Consider the following 15,565-nt stretch of genomic DNA (forward strand, 5'->3'; position numbering starts at 1 on the left):
TCACCGATCGGGTGCACCGTGACAGCCGCGTCGCTCACGTGGACGGTAGGTCCCCGACGACGGAAGCTCCGCTCGTGCCCACGCAGGCCAGACCGGCTGTCGTGAGTGATCTGCGTGCCGGGAGATCGGATCGGAGCATGGCCGTCGACGGTTGGCCTCCCCGCCCGAGACCGTCGTAGTCGCGATGAGCGCGACGGCATCCGGAGGTCGCAGGTTCAGATCCTGCCCCCGGCTGCAAGAAGGTGGCCACTGAGCGGCGGGGCACAGGTCAGGGCCTGCTTGGTTTGCTTCGGCCCTTGCGGTCGCTGCCGCGCTTGCACCCCGGCGCGACCCCGCTGGGTGGCTCGTCCGACGTCCGTGAGGCGTCAGGTCATCGGTTGCCGAGCCACGCCATGGCGGCGACCACGAGCGCCTGCGTCCCGGTGTCCAGGGTGGGTTGGAGGACCGGCGCGAAGGCGGCCGAGTGGTTGACCGGGATGTCCTGGCCGACGCGACCGGACTCCTCGGCGGCCCGGTAGGCGTCGGGGTCGCTGCCGCCGAAGAACCAGTAGGCGTAGGGCGCACCGAATGCGGCGGGGATGTCGCTGAAGTCCTCGCTCGCACTCTGTGCCGGCAGGTCGCGGGCACGGTCGCCGAAGAAGCCCGCGAAGGCATCGGCGACCCGACGGGTCACGTCGGCGTCGTTGTCGGTCAGCGGGTATCGGTCGAACAGCTCGAACTCCGGGTCTCGCGGTGACCCGGACGCGGCGCACTCGGCGCGCACGATCCGCTTGATCGCGCCCAGCACGGCGGCGCGGGTGCCCTCGTCGTAGGTCCGGACGTTGAGCTGCAGTACGGCCCGGTCGGGGATGACGTTGCTCTTGGTGCCGGCCTGGACGCTGCCGACCGTCAGGACGGCGGTCTCGGTGGGGGCGACCTCGCGGGCTACCACGCCCTGGAGCCGGACGACGATCATCGCGGCGAGGACGACGGGGTCGACGGCGGCCTGGGGCATGGATCCGTGGGCGCCACGTCCGTGGACCGTGATCCGCATGCTGTCTGCGGCCGACAGCGCCGGACCCGGCCGGGTGCCGAGGCTGCCGGCAGGGAAGGGGAGTACATGCTGGGCGAACGCGACGTCGACCGGGCCGACGCGTGAGACGAGGTCGTCCTCGACCATCGCGCGGGCTCCATCGGCGGTCTCCTCAGCCGGCTGGACGAGGGCGACGAGCGTGCCCGACCACCGGTCGCGAGCAGCGCTCATCAGGGCAGCCGCACCGGCGAGGCAGCTGACGTGCACGTCGTGACCGCAGGCGTGCATGACCGGCGTCCCGTCGTCCCGCACCTGCGTGCTCGCGTATGGCAGTCCCGTCTGCTCGCGCACGGGGAGGGCGTCCATGTCGGCGCGCACCAGCACGACCGGACCCTCACCGTTGCGGAGGATGCCGACGACCCCGGTGCCGCCGATCCGTTCGAAGACCTCGTACTCCGCGGTCCGCAACAGGTCGGCGACCCGGTCAGCGGTCCGCTGTTCCTCATGGGACAGTTCGGGGTGCGCGTGCAGGTCGCGATAGAGATCCTCCTGCCAGCCTCGTACGGCGCCCAGGCCATCGAGAACCGCGGTCACCGAGTCGTCGGTCATGCGTTCCATCATGCTCCGCGGCGACTCAGGCCGCGTGCTGACGTTCGGGCTCATCCCTCCGGGGTGCGGCCTCGCGGGCGGGCGAGTCGGGCTCGGTCCACGTGACGGCGTGCGTCGGGGTATCGGTCGGGTCCTGCGTCCTGCGGTCGGAACGCGGGTCGCGCCCGAGCATGCCGGCGGACGCGAGGGTCCCGAGGGTGAGCACCGTGATGATCATCAGCGCGGTGGCGACGATCCAGATGAGATAGCCGAGGTCGGACATGGGGGTAATCTCCTTTCGTTCTTCTCTCTATAACGCTACGCGAAGCGTTTCGTATTTCACGGGGCTCCATTGTCGTCTTCGTCACCCGATCGACCGGCGGTACGTCGTGGACGACCGCGCCAGGAAGGGGTCGACCAGCGCCTGGAGTCGGCGGTCCTGTCGTTGCTGCGCAGCGGCGGGCCGTCGGCAGTCACCGTCGAGGCCGTGGCTGAGGTCGCGGGAGTCGCCAAGACGACGATCTACCGTCGCCACGCCAACCGCGCGGAGCTGCTGAGGTCGGCCCTGGCACACGCGATCGGCAGTCCGGACGAGCTTCCGGACGGGACGGTGCGAGAGAAGCTCCGCTTCGCCTTGGGGAACGCATGGCGCCAGATGACCGACGTGCTGGGCCCCGGCGGGCTGGCCGCCATCCTCGGCGACTCGGATCCGGAGTTCACCGAGGTCTTCCGTGGCGCGCTGCGCCCCTACGACGAAGCCCTTGTCGCTCGGATCCGCGCCGACTCGGCCGCGGGCCTCCTTCGGTCCGACGTCGACGCCGAGGGCGTCGTCAGCCTGCTCCTCGGTGCCTACCTCGGCGAGCTGGTCCGTCGCGGCCAGGCCGACGACGACTGGATGGACCGGTCGCTCGAGATGATCTGGACCATCCTCGCCATTCCCGGCTGAGACTCGATCGGCGTGGCCCGAGCGCGGCCACCCGCCTGGTGCGTGGTCGCCGGTCTGCGCCCCCTTTGGTGTGGGCGCAGACCGGCGCCGTGGGTCACCTCCTGACGCGGACCGTGACGGTCTTGGCGGCCCGCTCGGAGTCGGCGGAACCGGCATAGACGATCTTGACGTGGTGGCGGCCCGCGTCGAGACGCCTGATCCGGTCCGCGCCTCGCCCGCGGTCGTCGAGCGTGCCGCCACCGAGCGTCCTCCGGCCTTCGCGAACGGTGAACGTCCCCTCGGCGGGTGCGCCGCCCGAGCGGACCTGGAAGGTCACGCGCGCGCGGTCGTCGGTGGTGAGCCGCTTGGGCCGGACCTTGACGTCGCGGATCTTCGAGGTGCTCTTCTCGCCCTGGGTCACGGCGACCCGCACGGTCGCGGACGCCGTGCCGCCATGACCGTCGGACACCGTGTAGGTGAACGACGTCGCGCCGGTGAATCCGGCGCGCGGCATGAACCGGATCGCCGATCCGTCGCCGATCGGCGTGACGGTGTGGCCGTCGTAGCCGGAGTAGGTGTAGCTGAGCGCGTCGCCGTCGGGGTCGGCGGCATCGAGCCCGATCGCGACCGAGCTGCCCCGCTCGACCGTGGCGGTGACATCCCGGGCCGTGGGCGCGGTGTTCTGGAACGTGAGTCGCACCGCTTGGTTCAGGGGCGTGCTCGCGGAGGAGCCGCCGACGTGCACGGTGTAGGGGCCGTTGGCGGTCGCCCAGTCGCCGTCGGCCCACTTGGTCAGGTCGGTGGTGGTGGCGGGCACCCAGTAGGAGAAGGGGTGGTTGGACGCATCGGCGTCGATGATCACCGAGACCCGCTTGCTCTGGCCGGGTGCGAGATCGACCTTGTCGAAGCCGACCAGGCGCCGGGATGGCTCGGCGGCGACGGATGGCAGCGTCAGGTAGACCTGCGAGGCCTCCTTGCCCGGGCGACTCCCCGTGTTGGTGATGGTGTAGTCGACCTTCAGCCCGCCGTGCCCGTGGTCGCCGCCGATCGGCGAGACCTGGAGGTCGCTGTAGGCGAAGGTCGTGTAGGAGAGACCGAAGCCGAAGGGGAAGAGCGGCTGCGTGCCGGTGGCCTCGTACCAGCGATATCCCATCGTGAGGTCCTCGTTGTAGCGCACGACCCGTTGGGGCTGACCGGGGATCGGGTCACGGCCGTAGCCGCCGGGGGTGCCGGTCTGCTCCTCGAAGCCCGGGTACTGCGCGGGTGTCTGGTAGGCGGCCTCGCGGTCGGTGCGGCCGATGGTGAGGGGGAGCTTGCCGGAGAAGTTCGTGCGGCCGAAGAGAGCGTCGGCGACCACGTTGCCGTCCTCCTGTCCGGGGTACCAGGCCTGCACCATGGTGTGGACGTCGTTGATCCACGGCATGTTGACCTGCCCCTCGGTCTTCATGACCACGATCGTGTTCGGGTTCGCGGCGAGGATGCGAGGAATCAGCAGCTGCTGGTTGGTGCCGGTGACGGACGGCAGATCGAGGTCCGCGACCTCGTTGGGAGCGCCGGCGACGCTGCCGCTGGGGTTCTCCTGGTCGACGTTGCCGTTCTTGTCCCACGTCTCGCGGGCGACGTCGCCGACCATCAGGATCGTGACGTCGGAGTCCGCGGCGAGCTGCTCGGCAGAGCTGATGTCGTCACCGTCGTTGTAGGTGACGGTCGCGTCGCTGCCGAGGGAGTCGAGGGCGTTGTGGAGTCCCTGCTCCGGGGTCACCTGGTACGGCTCGACGACGCCGATGTTGTCGAAGCGATCGCCGCTGCGGGGTGGCAGGGTCGCCTCGCCGGCGAACCAACTGGGTCCGATCAGCGCGATCGAGCTCACGGCCTGGGCGTTGAGCGGCAGGATGTTGCGGTCGTTGCGCAGCAGCACCAGGGACTCGGCCGCGGCCTGCTTGGCGAGCTGGGCGTGGGTAGCCTCGGGACTGAAGCTGATCGTGTCCCACTGGAAGGCGTCGTAGGGGTCGTCGAAGTCGCCGAACTCGAACATCTTCACGTAGCGCTCGCGCAGCAGGTCGTCGATGTGTCCCTCGGTGATCTCACCGGAGTTGATCGCGGCCTTGATCCGTTCGGGCGTGTACCACTCGGGCTGCTCGTCGAGCTCCACGTCGACGCCGGCGAGGACCGAGGGAACCGTGGACTGCTGGGCCCGCCGGTCGGAGAACACGTAGCCGTCGAAGCCCCAGCTCTGGCGCAGGGTCTGCTGCAGCAGGGGAGAGCTGTCGCAGTTGTAGCTGAAGTTGACGTGCGGGTAGGCGCACATGATCGAGGCGGGGTCGGCATCCTTGACCGCCATCTCGAACGGGAGCAGGTAGAGCTCGTGCATGGCACGCGGTGGCACCCGGTTGGCCGAGGTCCACCGCTCGAACTGGTACTCGGAGTCGTTGGCGACGAAGTGCTTGATGGTGGCCTGGCTGATCCGGCGCGCCTGGATGCCGTCCACGATCTGCGAGGCCAGGGCGCCGGTCAGGTAGGGGTCCTCGCTGAAGTACTCCTGGTTGCGGCCGCCGTAGGGCGTGCGGATCAGGTTCATGCCCGGGCCCCACAGGACGTGGTGGCCCCACGCCCGCATCTCCTGGTCGAGAAGCTGGCCCCATTCGTAGTTCAGCCTGCGGTTGAACGTCGCAGCCGACGCGACCTGAGCGGGCAGGGCGGTCGCGGTCGGCTCGGGCGAGCAGTCGCCGCCGCGGATGCCGGTGCCACCGTTGGCCTGCCGGAAGTCCGGGATCTGCAGCTCGGGGATTCCTTCGATGTGGCGGCCCACCTCGGTGAAGTCGCAGCCCTCGCCATTGTCCGGGTCGCCGTCGTCCAGGTCGGCGTTGTAGACCGGTCTGTTGGCGATCTGCTCGATCTTCTGGTCCAGCGTCATGGCGCTGATGAGGAGGTCCGCGCGTTGCTCGGGGGTCTTGCTCGTGTCCATCCACGGCAGCGGAGCCGCCTGGCTGGTTGCCGTAGGTATCGGCGTGGCGAGGAACAGTGCCGCTGTCACCGCGGTGGCCAGCGAGACGCTGGCGATCTTCCAGGTCTTCATCTGCGAGTTGCTCCTGATTCAGGACAGGAGCGAGCCCCTCCGGGGCACGCCCGACCGATAGAGACGGCGGGCAGCCCGAAGCCACGCATGGCTGCCGCCAGATGTCGGAGTTCCCTCCCCGAGAACCCGGGATCTGCGAGTGGATCCCAGTACGACGACTAGAGGTACAGGCACCGAGATTGCCGGCGTCGTGAGGTGCTGCCTACCGACGCTGTCACTCGTCCCGTTCGAGCGCAACACCCGTTTGTGCACTGATGATGCGGCCGCGGAGACGCTGGCCGTCGCGGCGAGAGGACCCACATCTGGATCCACAGCATCTCCGAGTGAGCTGCATCTTCGGCTGCACTCCGGCGGCGGGCGGCGCGTGCCGACCCACGTCGTACCGGCCGACGACGAGGAACCCTCGCCATCTGCGGCCCTGAAGGAGGAATATCGAGACCAACGGCAGGAGGTGCCGCGGGGCCGAACGGCACCGGGGGCACCTTCCCGCCACGTCCGCGATCACGGTTGACACTGGAGGAGACCCATGACCCGTCGGATCGTCGTTGGCATCGACGGCTCGCAACACAGCGGGAACGCGCTCGAGTGGGCGGTGGCTCGTGCCCGCCTCGGCGGAGAGCAGCTGGAGCTCATCAGCGCCTACAGCGTGGCTCCCGCCCTCGACTTCTACAGCTACCACGCTCTCGCCGACTCCCAGCCGATCGACTGGTACGCCGAGCACTCCCAGCAGGTGCTGGAGGCCGCGGCGACGCGGGTGCGCGAGCTGGCTCCCGAGCTGGCCTGCACTCTCACCCCCGCGCGGGGGCACGCCGCGAACCTCCTGGCGACCGCCTCGGAGGGCGCGGACGTCGTGGTGGTCGGGCGCCGTGGCCTGGGCCGTGCCGCAAGCGCCCTGCTGGGGTCGGTGAGCAACCGGCTGACGGTCGAGGCGAAGTGCCCGGTGGTCGTCGTGGGCGACGGGGAGCTCCCGACGAGGGGGCCGATCGTCGTGGGTGTCGACGGATCGGAGTTCGGCACCAGCGCGCTCCGCTACGCACTCGGCGAGGCGGCGCTGCGCAGGACCACGGTGAGAGCCGTCGCGGCGTACGACTTCCTGTCCCAGGTCTACCGGATCGACGCGGAGCTCACCGAGCGGATCCGCAAGGAGGCGGAGGCGCAGGCCGCCGAGACGATCACGTGCGCCGCCGAGGAGGCGCGGTGGGCCGATCCCGCGGCCGTCGGCGTGGCCGAGGTCGTCGTGGAGGGCCCGCCCGCCGAGGCGATCCTGGCCCATGCCGGCGACGCGCAGTTGGTCGTGGTCGGCACGCACGGCAAGGGGATCGTCCGCCGAGTCCTCATGGGCTCGGTCAGCCGGCAGGTCCTCCACGATGCCGACCGCCCGGTCGCCGTCGTCGATCACCGTGGCGACTAGTGGCCATCACCGGAAGCTCTTCTAGCGTCGGGTAAGGCGGCGGCCGCAGTGCCGGCCGCCGCCCCGCGTCACGCCGCTCGCTCGGCGGCGTCGGAGGCGATGATGTAGCCGAACACCAGTCCCTGGCCGATGGTGGCGCCGGCGCCGGGGTAGACGGCGCCGAACACGTTGGCGGCGGTGTTGCCCTGGGCGTAGAGGCCCTCGATCGGCTCGCCGGCCTCGGTGAGCACCCGGCCGCGGCCGTCGGCGACCAGGCCGCCGCAGGTGCCGAGGTCGGAGAGCACGACCTTGACGGCGTAGTAGGTGCGGCCGTCGAGGGGGCGCAGGTTGGGGTTGGGTACGACGGTGGGGTCGCCGTAGTAGCGGTCGTACGCCGAGTTGCCCCGGCCGAAGTCCTCGTCGGTGCCGGCGCCGGCGTTCGCGTTGAAGCGGGCGACGGTGGTCTCGAACGCGGTCTCCGGGACGCCCATCGCGCGGGCGAGCTCGGCGGGGGTGGCGGCCTGGTGGGCGATGCCCGCCTCGTACCACTCCTTCGGGAGCGGCATCCGAGGGAAGGAGTCGCCCGCGAAGACGTAGCTGTTGCGGTAGGTCTGGTCGAAGACCAGCCACATCTCGCCGATCGGGTCGCCGTCGCGCTCGCGCCGGAGCACGGTCTGGCCGAAGGTCATGTAGTCGGTGGACTCGTTGATGAAGCGCTCGCCGTGGGAGTCGATCATGAAGGAGCCGGGCAGCGACCGCTCGGCCAGCAGGATCGAGGGCATCGCGCCGGCGGTGACCGGGTGCACGGCCGGGAACCACCACGACTGCTCCATGTTGCCGATCGCCGCGCCACTCTCCTGGGAGATCCGGATCACCTCGCCGGTGTTGCCGACGGCGCCGAGGCTCAGGTCCTCCACCAGTGAGGGCGACTGGTACTGCTGCCGCATCGCCATGTCGTGGTCGAAGCCGCCGGCGGCCAGCACCACGCCGAGGTGTGCGGTCACGGTGACCTCGCGGCCTCGCTGGGTGAGTACGGCGCCGGTCACCCGGCCGTCCTCGACGACGAGGCGGGTCAGTGCGGTCTCGGTCCAGATCGGTACGCCGGCCTCGATGAGTCCGGCGTACATGCCACCGGCGATCGCCTGGCCACCGGCGACGTACTCGCGACCGATGACCTTGCCGCCCGCGCCCTGCAGCACGCGCCTGATCGCCTTCGGGAGACCCTTGCCGGGCTTCTTCGCCATCAGGTTGAGCCACTTGTAGTCGGCGCCGGTGATCGGCATCGGCAGCGGCGCCTCCATGGTGGCCGGCTGGAAGCGGCTGCGCTCCTTGCCCAGCCTGCCCAGGTTGAACGCCCGCGACTCCACGGAGCGGCCGGCGGCGCTGCCGCCCGGCTTCTCGGGGTGGTAGTCGGAGTAGCCCTTGGCCCAGAACAGCTTCAGCGGCGTGGTGCGCTCGAGCATCCGGACGGTCTCGGCGCCGTTGTCGATGAAGGGCTGCCAGCGCTCGCGCGGGCTGGAGCCGGCGACCACGGCCTCGACGTACTCGGCGCCGCGCTCCTCGGAGTCGATCGCGCCGTCGCGCTCCAGCACCGGGTTGGCGGGGATCCAGAAGGCTCCGCCGGAGCGGGCCGTCGAGCCGCCGACGTGGACGGTCTTCTCGGCGATGGCGACCTTCAGGCCGCGCTCGTGGGCGGCCAGCGCGGTCGCCATGCCGGTGCCGGATCCGATCACCAGCAGGTCGACGGTGGTGTCCTCGACTCGGCGGGGATCGGAGGGCTGCTGCGCACTCATGACACGGGTCCTTTCTCGACGGGCGACGTAGTGCTCGGTTCAATGCTAGCCGTTCGGCTAGTATTCCCTGACCGCTAGGCTAGGCGGATGGTCACCACCAAGCCTGCCGCTCCCGGGCGCGCGCCGGGTCGCGACGGAGTGCTCACGGCCGCGCTCGAGCTCTTCGCCGAACGCGGCATCGGCGCGACGTCGCTGCAGATGATCGCCGACCGGCTCGGGGTCACGAAGGCCGCCGTGTACCACCACTTCCGGACCAAGGCCGACATCGTGATCACGGCGCTACGGCCGGGCCTGGACCAGCTCGCCGCGGCGGTGCGGCTGGCCGAGAGCCACGCCGACCAGCGGGCCCGGGCCGGCACGGTCGTCGCCGGCATGGCGGAGTGCCTGGTCACCAACCGCCTCGGCTACCAGGTGATGATGGCGGACCCGACCGCGACGCGGCTGCTGGAGTCGGACCCCGAGCTCGCGGAGCTCTTCGACCGGGTACGCCGTGCGCTGGGCGGCGCGGACCCCGACATGGCCACCCGGCTGGCGGTCGCCTGCTTCCTCGGCGCCTGTCTGGGGCCGGCGATCGACCCGGGTGGTGCCGACTTCGCCGATGCCGAGGTGCGTGCGGCCGTGCTGGACGCGGGGGAGCGGTTGGTCCTCGCTCGCCTGTGAGGTGCAGGCCTGGCGGCGGCGGCCGCGCGGAACTACTATGCGTCGCATGGTAGTGGACGAGGTGGTGGCGCAGCGCGACGGACACCTGGTGCGCGGCGTGCTCGAGATGTGCGTGCTCGCGACGCTTGCGGCCGCACCCACGCACGCGTACGACGTGGTCGACCGGCTGCGCTCGCGCGGGTTCGGGTCGATCGGCTACGGCACCGTCTATCCGCTGGTGACGCGGCTGCGGAAGCAGGGCCTGGTCGTGCAGGAGTCCGAGCCCAGTCCGGCCGGCCCGCCGCGCAAGGTGCTCCGGGTGACGACCGCGGGCGAGGCGGCGCTCCGCGACTGGCGCGACCGCTGGGCGGCGACCTCGGCCGCGGCCGAGCGAGTGCTCGCCGAGCTGGACGGCACCCCATGAGCCGCACGTCGGGCGGGTCGGCGGGCTGGCACCCGCGGCTGACCGCCTGGGTCGACCGGGTCGAGGGCCGGTGGCGTGCTCTGGGCGTGGCAGAGGCGGAGCGGGTCCGGTGGCGGCGCGACCTCGTCGTCGATCTCGCTCAGGCCCGCCTCGACGGCGCAGCGCTCGGCGAGGTCCTGGCGGTTGACCCGGTGCGGTTCGCCGATGACGTGGCGACCGCGCAGGCGCCGTACGACATGGAGGTCGCCCGGCGCCCCGCGCCCCCACGCCAGGTCTCGCCGCAGCGGGCCTTCGTGATGCTCGCCTTCGCGGGCGCCCTGGTCGGCGGCCTCCTCTCGCTGCTCACCGTCTACCCGGTCGGTCTGACGCTCATGGACGCCTTCGCCGACAGCTATGCGCAGGAGGGTCTCATCGCGCTCACCCTGCACGTACTGGCTGGGCTGTTGGCCGCGACCGGAGGTGCCGTGTTCGTCGGCTTCGGCCACCGCGACAGCGGCAGCTCCCGGCGCCTGGCCCTCACTGCGGGAGGCGGTCTGCTGGCGGCCGGTGCGCTCGCGGTCGGCCCGGCCGTGGCGATCGCCCGCGCGAGCGGCTACAGCACGCAGGCCTCGACCATGACGCTCGAGGTCCTGGTGGTCGTCGCGATCTGCGCGGCGGTGATGCACGCCGTCGCAAGACTGGCCGCTCGTTGAGCGGATCGATCACTCGGCGGGCAGTCCTGGATCGGGTTGACGGAGCGGCCCAGGTCGCCGCCCGTCGGAATGGCGTCCGCATGGCGGGGTGGGTCGTCGGCCCAGTCTCTCGCGGTCACCGGTGCGGCCAGGTCTCGGCGACGTGACATCTCGGAGGTCAGGAGCGCCGGTCGGCCTGCGGGTGTGCCCACCAGGCGGTGAGGGCGACGAGGGCCGTCAGAAGCGAGGCCAACGCCAGGGGAAGCGCGAGCTCCTGGCGCAGGAGCAGCGCGCCCGTGAGGGCGCCGGCCACAATGGTGACGATCGCCCCGCCGCGACGGTTGAGCAGGGCAGTTCGATCGGCTCGGATCAGGTCCTCGCTGGCCAGGCTGGTGAGGGTCGAGGTGACGACGACTGTCGTCATGTCCTTGACCGCGACCTTGCGCGCCACACCGGCCTGCGCGCCCATGACGGCCGCCGTGATCGCTGCTCCGAGAAGCTGCATCTCCTCGGTGTGGGCCGGGACGAACAATGCCGTCAGGGTGACGAGCAGTAGCGCGCCGCTGCACGTCGCCAGCATCCAGATGGTGCGTCCGGACCAGCCGGGCGGTTGGCGGCGCAGCATCACTCCCGTGAGCATCGCACCTAACGCGAAGGTGCAGACCGCGATCGTAGGGCCGAGCACGGGAAGGTCTGCCGCTCCGCCCAGGGCCATGCCGAGGATCACCAGGTTGCCCGTCATGTTGCCGGTGAAGACCCTGTCGAAGGAGAGGAAGCCGACCGCATCGACGAGACCGGTCACGAACGTGAGCGTGATCATCAGACTCACATCGAGGTGCCGATGCTCGAGGACCTGTCGGCGCAGCTGACGCCTGAAGCCCGTGGTGTGCTCTCGGCGTCCGGACTGGTCCAACGTTCTACTGCCGGGCACGAGCGGCTCCGTCCCGGCGGGGGCGGCACGTAGGCCACGCGGTGGTGTCGGTCTCGGCCCACGTGCAGTCGACATGGCAGGTGACGCGCACCTCGGGTCCGTCGCGGCGGTGCTCGACCACCGTGGCTTCGAACAAGGCCCGTGCGGGGTGGGGCAGGAACGGCACTTGGTTGGGGGACAGCAGCCAGGGTTCTGCCGGGGCTCGACCGTGGGAGCCCTCGTCGCATGCTGCCGGCAGTCTGTTGACGCCGAGGGCGGTCCCCACGCTCAGCACGGAGCCGCCATAGGAACCACCGGACAGGACGAGGACGAAGGACGTCTCGTCGCCGGTCGACACCAGGTCGCGGGCCTGGATCGGAATATCCCCCCAGTTGTCATGGGCCGTCAGCGCCAACCGGCCGCTGCGGTACCAGTCCGGCAGCAGACGGATCGATGCCGAGGGGGAGTCCGACGGCTTCTCGGCCTGAGTTCGTCGAGGTTCCAATGCCATGCGCTGCGTCTCCTTCGTGCGTGCGCGGGACGGCACTCCGGGGAAGACCCGGAAGCTTCACGCCGGGTCTGCTGTCGCGGGTATCTGTGCGGCCCAGGTGGTGAGAGCTGCCGCGATCAGCTCGAGCCCGGCGTGAGACGGAACGCTCACGCGCACCGTGCCGGGAACTCCCAGAGAGGCGCCCGGTCGCACTGCTACACCGCTGAGGCGCAGGTGCTCGATCAGCCTGTCGGCCGCCGGCACCTCAGCCAGAACGAAGTTCGACTGCGAAGGAACGACCGAGAAGCCGTGGGCCGCCAGGAGCTCGCTGAGGGCCGTGCGATTCGCACAGACGTAGTCGCGCATCTCGGTGAAGTGCGTTCGATCACGCAACGACGCGACGGCCGCGGCCTGGGCGAGCGTGCCGACCGAGAATGGCGGCCTGATGGTGCGGAGCGTGCGAATGATCTCCGGGGACGCCAGCAGATACCCGATCCGGAGGCCCGCCATACCGTGCGCCTTGGAGAAGGTGCGGAGCACCGCCACCCGTCCCGACCCGGTCAGGCTGATCGCGGTGGTCCCCTCGGGGTCATCGCAGAAGTCGATGTAGGCCTCGTCGACCACGATCAGCTTCGCTCGCGACGACTCGATGAAGCGGACGAGGGACTCGCGGGAGTGCAACGTGCCGGTGGGGTTGTGCGGATTGACGACGAACGCGATGTCCGCCTCGATCCGTGCCATGGCTGCCAGGTCGTGGTGCCAGTCCCGCAGCGGAACCTGGGTGATGCGAGCGTTCACGATCGTGCCGATCACGGTGTTCATCCGGTACGCCGGATCCGCGCAGACCACGCTCCCGCCGCCCGCGAGGTAGGCCCAACCCAAGAGGTAGATGAGCTCGTCGGAGCCGTTGCCGATCAAGATCTGGTCCGGACTGACCCCGTGGAGTCGGGCCAGCTCCTGACGCACCTCGTCGGCCAAGGGGTCCGGGTATCGCTGGATCGTTCGAGCGGCCCCTTGAATGGCCTCCAGCAGGGCGCGGCTGACCGGGAGGGGCGACTCGTTCGAGGCCATCGATCCCTCGAGGAGTGGGGCCGTCTGGCCTGGAACGTAGGGCTCCAGTGCGTCGAGCCACGGCCTGGGACGCAGCGACATCAGCGCCGACCGCTCAGCAGCACGGTCGCCTGACGGGCTGCGGTCATGACCGCTTCGGCAACCTCCGCGGAGTCCACGTCGCTGCCCATCAGGAAGCTCGCGCCGATAGCGCCGATGGGCTCGTCGGTACCCCGGAACACGGGGGCGGCCACGCAGTGCACGCCGGCCGCAGCGATCCCGGTGTCCTTGGCGTAGCCGCGCGCACGCACCTTCTCCAGCTCGGCCATCAACTCGTCGAGCAGTGCGGGGTCCGCCGCCGTCGTATCGCCGACGTGTGTGACCACCCGCGACTCCGGAAGCCACGCGAGGCACGCCTTGCCCACGGCGGTGAGGCGAGCGGGCAGCCTGGCCCCGATCGAGCTGGCCAGCCGGATGCCTCGGCCCGGAGGGTCCTGCTTGCACAGGTAGACGGCGTCGTCCCCATCCAGGATCGCGTAGTGCGACGTGAGTCCCAGGCTCTGGGTCAGGGTCTCGAGCTGCGGCGTCACCGCGGCCACGGCGTCGATGCTGCGTCGGTAGGCGGCGCCGACCTCGAAGGCACGGAGGCCGACGGAATAGAGGCTGTGGTCGTTCATCGCCACGAAGTCGTGGTTGAGCATCGAGCGCAGGATGCCGTGCGCGGTGCTCTTGGGCAGGTCCAGCACGGTCGCGATCTCGGCGCAGGACTTCGGCTCGTCGACCTCGGCCAGGAGCCACAGGATCTCCATGGCCCGATCCACTGATCTGCTCAACATTCACCTGCTCGTATTTGCGGACACTGTTCGTATATCCGGAGATTAGCTTTCACGCTCAGCTCCTGTCAACCGTTCCTGTCGGGCAACTGCGGTCATACGAACCTATTTACAGCGACCGGGATCACATGCAACAGTGCGGCATTCGCATTTACAACTCGCATTCGCATATACGAACACGAGGTTCCTTCATGACAAGTACGTCAGGCTTCACTGGCTCCTTCCTCCGTCGCCCGGCGAGGCGGGTCGCTCTGACCGCAGCGGCCCTGTTGCTGGCCTCGGTCGTGGGGGCGTGCGGCAGCGGCGATGGCAGCGCGGGGGACGACTCGACCCTCACGGTCGGATTCCGCTACGGGTTCGCGAGCTTCGACCCGCTGGCCAACCCTGCGTTCACCGCCGACTTCCTGCTTCCGGTCTACGACACGCTGATCGTGCGCAAGGGTCAGGACGAGTTCGAGCCCGGGCTGGCCACCGGATGGGACTACGACCCGGCGGCTCTCACCATGACACTGACCCTGCGCACCGGGGTGGAGTTCTCCGACGGCACCCCGTTCGACGCCGAGGCCGTGAAGGCGAACTTCGAGCGCGGCATGGCCGAGAAGGCCGGCCCGTGGACCTCGGTGTTCGCCACCTTCGACAGGGTCGAGGTCGCGGACGACTCGCAGGTCGTCGTCCACCTGAAGGAACCCCTTCCGTCGATCGTCTCGGACCTGGCCTTCATCCCCGGGATGATGGTGAGCCCCGAGGCGTTGCAGGACACCGATGCGCTCAAGAACGAGCCGGTCGGCAGCGGGCCGTGGGTGCTCGACAGCGACAAGGTCCGCCCCGGCGACACCTACCCGTTCGTCAGGAACGACGGTTACTGGGATCCCGATGCCGAGGTCGTCGACACCTACGTGATGAAGGTGATCGCGGATCGGACCGCCGCCGGCAACGCGCTGCGCGCCAAGCAGGTCGACCTGATCGGATCCGATGGCTTGCAGGCCGTGCAGTTGGAGAAGGAGGGCTTCCCGATCGGCAGCACCGGAAGCATGGTCTACGTAGTCGACATCGCCGACCGGGCGGGCGAGGTAGTGCCGGCACTCGGTGACGTGCGGGTGCGCCGGGCGATCGGCCTCGCGCTGGATCGCCAGGCTCTCCTGGACGCCGTCTTCGGCGGCTACGGCTCCCCGTCCTCGACCATCTTCCCCGAGGGCTCCATCGGATACAGCGCCGAGGTCGACGAGGGCGTCACCTATGACCTCGAGCTGGCCAAGTCCCTGATGCGCGAAGCCGGATACGAGAAGGGCTTCACCGTCAAGATCTTCGTGATGTCCACGAACGAGAACATCGCCGCGGCCGTGGCGGGCTCGTTGGCCGAGATCGGGATCGAGCTCGAGATCACCCCGGTGCCCGACGCGGGGACCTTCGCAGCCACCGTCGCTGACAAGCAGTCGCCCATCCTGATCGTGGCATCGGGGCTTCGATCGCCGTGGGAGATCCACACGGCGTTCGGCGGCGCAACTGGCCGGTACAACCCGTTCGGTATCACGGCGGACGGCGTCGATGCTGCCGCCGAGGAGGTCATGGCACTGGCCGATCCCACAGGTGCCGAGGCTGCGGCAGGCTACGGCGACCTCATGGAGGAGCTGATCCTGACCAACGCCTTCATCCAGCCCATCTTCACGGTGTACACCCCGGTGGCCATGCAGGACGGGGTCGATCCTGAGCTCGAGACCCAGGCGCAGACGCTGCCCGACCCCCGCACCACAACCAAGGGCTAGC

Annotated in this window: 14 protein-coding genes; 6 read left to right on the forward strand and 8 right to left on the reverse strand. The window is 69.9% G+C overall.

All coding sequences use genetic code 11. The features are described from left to right. Window positions 1-370: 370 nt before the first annotated feature. On the reverse strand, window positions 371-1,621 hold the full coding sequence (locus tag FHU40_RS16180) for an amidohydrolase (protein WP_183593274.1): 1,251 nt from the start codon (window positions 1,619-1,621) through the stop codon (window positions 371-373). Between the two features lie 25 nt (window positions 1,622-1,646). Beyond that, window positions 1,647-1,883, reverse strand: a complete 237-nt coding sequence (locus FHU40_RS16185) for a hypothetical protein (protein ID WP_183593275.1) — start codon at window positions 1,881-1,883, stop codon at window positions 1,647-1,649. 162 nt (window positions 1,884-2,045) lie between these two features. Between FHU40_RS16185 and FHU40_RS16190 the strand changes: the two genes are divergently transcribed. Then, window positions 2,046-2,546 (forward strand): TetR/AcrR family transcriptional regulator, encoded by a 501-nt coding sequence (locus tag FHU40_RS16190; protein WP_183593845.1) that lies wholly within the window; start codon window positions 2,046-2,048, stop codon window positions 2,544-2,546. Between the two features lie 94 nt (window positions 2,547-2,640). Here FHU40_RS16190 and FHU40_RS16195 read toward each other — a convergent pair whose 3' ends face one another. Then, window positions 2,641-5,601 carry a glycoside hydrolase family 3 C-terminal domain-containing protein gene (locus tag FHU40_RS16195; protein ID WP_183593276.1) on the reverse strand — a complete coding sequence of 987 codons (2,961 nt, stop codon included), beginning with the start codon at window positions 5,599-5,601 and terminating at the stop codon, window positions 2,641-2,643. 526 nt (window positions 5,602-6,127) lie between these two features. Here FHU40_RS16195 and FHU40_RS16200 point away from each other — a divergent pair. Then, window positions 6,128-7,012: a universal stress protein gene (locus FHU40_RS16200; protein WP_183593277.1), complete on the forward strand. Its 885-nt coding sequence runs from the start codon at window positions 6,128-6,130 to the stop codon at window positions 7,010-7,012. A 68-nt stretch (window positions 7,013-7,080) separates the two neighbouring features. On the opposite strand, the gene FHU40_RS16205 is transcribed toward FHU40_RS16200, so the two are convergent. Further along, the gene (locus FHU40_RS16205; protein ID WP_183593278.1) at window positions 7,081-8,784 is read right to left on the reverse strand and encodes a 3-ketosteroid-delta-1-dehydrogenase; all 1,704 of its coding nucleotides are present in this window, start codon (window positions 8,782-8,784) and stop codon (window positions 7,081-7,083) included. Window positions 8,785-8,871: 87 nt separating this feature from the next. On the opposite strand from FHU40_RS16205, the gene FHU40_RS16210 reads away from it, so the two are divergent. Genes FHU40_RS16210 through FHU40_RS16220 form a run of 3 tightly spaced genes read left to right on the forward strand, consistent with a single transcriptional unit; the run spans window position 8,872 to window position 10,539 of the window. Continuing rightward, window positions 8,872-9,444, forward strand: coding sequence for a TetR/AcrR family transcriptional regulator (locus tag FHU40_RS16210; protein WP_183593279.1), 573 nt, complete (start codon window positions 8,872-8,874; stop codon window positions 9,442-9,444). A 46-nt stretch (window positions 9,445-9,490) separates the two neighbouring features. Continuing rightward, on the forward strand, window positions 9,491-9,847 hold the full coding sequence (locus FHU40_RS16215; protein WP_183593280.1) for a PadR family transcriptional regulator: 357 nt from the start codon (window positions 9,491-9,493) through the stop codon (window positions 9,845-9,847). Continuing rightward, window positions 9,844-10,539, forward strand: a complete 696-nt coding sequence (locus FHU40_RS16220; protein ID WP_183593281.1) for a hypothetical protein — start codon at window positions 9,844-9,846, stop codon at window positions 10,537-10,539. The genes FHU40_RS16215 and FHU40_RS16220 overlap by 4 nt, the downstream gene beginning before the upstream one ends. Window positions 10,540-10,696: 157 nt before the next feature. On the opposite strand, the gene FHU40_RS16225 is transcribed toward FHU40_RS16220, so the two are convergent. From FHU40_RS16225 to FHU40_RS16240, 4 genes are all read right to left on the reverse strand, one after another. Beyond that, a complete protein-coding gene (locus tag FHU40_RS16225; protein WP_183593282.1) occupies window positions 10,697-11,338 on the reverse strand; it encodes a YoaK family protein in 642 nt (213 codons plus the stop codon). Between the two features lie 97 nt (window positions 11,339-11,435). After that, window positions 11,436-11,939, reverse strand: a complete 504-nt coding sequence (locus FHU40_RS16230) for a hypothetical protein (RefSeq protein ID WP_183593283.1) — start codon at window positions 11,937-11,939, stop codon at window positions 11,436-11,438. Between the two features lie 57 nt (window positions 11,940-11,996). After that, window positions 11,997-13,070, reverse strand: a complete 1,074-nt coding sequence (gene hisC / locus FHU40_RS16235; protein WP_343057890.1) for a histidinol-phosphate transaminase — start codon at window positions 13,068-13,070, stop codon at window positions 11,997-11,999. Next, the gene (locus FHU40_RS16240; protein WP_281374674.1) at window positions 13,070-13,804 is read right to left on the reverse strand and encodes an IclR family transcriptional regulator; all 735 of its coding nucleotides are present in this window, start codon (window positions 13,802-13,804) and stop codon (window positions 13,070-13,072) included. The genes hisC and FHU40_RS16240 overlap by 1 nt, the downstream gene beginning before the upstream one ends. 125 nt (window positions 13,805-13,929) lie before the next feature. Between FHU40_RS16240 and FHU40_RS16245 the strand changes: the two genes are divergently transcribed. Next, complete coding sequence (locus FHU40_RS16245; RefSeq protein ID WP_183593286.1) at window positions 13,930-15,564, forward strand: ABC transporter substrate-binding protein; 1,635 nt, start codon at window positions 13,930-13,932, stop codon at window positions 15,562-15,564. Window position 15,565: the final 1 nt, after the last annotated feature.

The sequence above is a fragment of the Nocardioides soli genome, assembly GCF_014191495.1.
In the GTDB taxonomy this organism is placed as follows: Bacteria; Actinomycetota; Actinomycetes; order Propionibacteriales; family Nocardioidaceae; genus Nocardioides; species Nocardioides soli.

Excerpts from the sequence above, each read along its gene's own strand:
- FHU40_RS16180 (WP_183593274.1), bottom strand. The coding sequence starts at position 1,621 with ATGACCGACGACTCGGTGACCGCGGTTCTCGATGGCCTGGGCGCCGTA.
- FHU40_RS16185 (WP_183593275.1), bottom strand. The coding sequence starts at position 1,883 with ATGTCCGACCTCGGCTATCTCATCTGGATCGTCGCCACCGCGCTGATG.
- FHU40_RS16195 (WP_183593276.1), bottom strand. The coding sequence starts at position 5,601 with ATGAAGACCTGGAAGATCGCCAGCGTCTCGCTGGCCACCGCGGTGACA.
- FHU40_RS16200 (WP_183593277.1), top strand. The coding sequence starts at position 6,128 with ATGACCCGTCGGATCGTCGTTGGCATCGACGGCTCGCAACACAGCGGG.
- FHU40_RS16205 (WP_183593278.1), bottom strand. The coding sequence starts at position 8,784 with ATGAGTGCGCAGCAGCCCTCCGATCCCCGCCGAGTCGAGGACACCACC.
- FHU40_RS16210 (WP_183593279.1), top strand. The coding sequence starts at position 8,872 with ATGGTCACCACCAAGCCTGCCGCTCCCGGGCGCGCGCCGGGTCGCGAC.
- FHU40_RS16215 (WP_183593280.1), top strand. The coding sequence starts at position 9,491 with ATGGTAGTGGACGAGGTGGTGGCGCAGCGCGACGGACACCTGGTGCGC.
- FHU40_RS16220 (WP_183593281.1), top strand. The coding sequence starts at position 9,844 with ATGAGCCGCACGTCGGGCGGGTCGGCGGGCTGGCACCCGCGGCTGACC.
- FHU40_RS16225 (WP_183593282.1), bottom strand. The coding sequence starts at position 11,338 with ATGATCACGCTCACGTTCGTGACCGGTCTCGTCGATGCGGTCGGCTTC.
- FHU40_RS16230 (WP_183593283.1), bottom strand. The coding sequence starts at position 11,939 with ATGGCATTGGAACCTCGACGAACTCAGGCCGAGAAGCCGTCGGACTCC.
- hisC (WP_343057890.1), bottom strand. The coding sequence starts at position 13,070 with ATGTCGCTGCGTCCCAGGCCGTGGCTCGACGCACTGGAGCCCTACGTT.
- FHU40_RS16240 (WP_281374674.1), bottom strand. The coding sequence starts at position 13,804 with ATGTTGAGCAGATCAGTGGATCGGGCCATGGAGATCCTGTGGCTCCTG.
- FHU40_RS16245 (WP_183593286.1), top strand. The coding sequence starts at position 13,930 with ATGCAACAGTGCGGCATTCGCATTTACAACTCGCATTCGCATATACGA.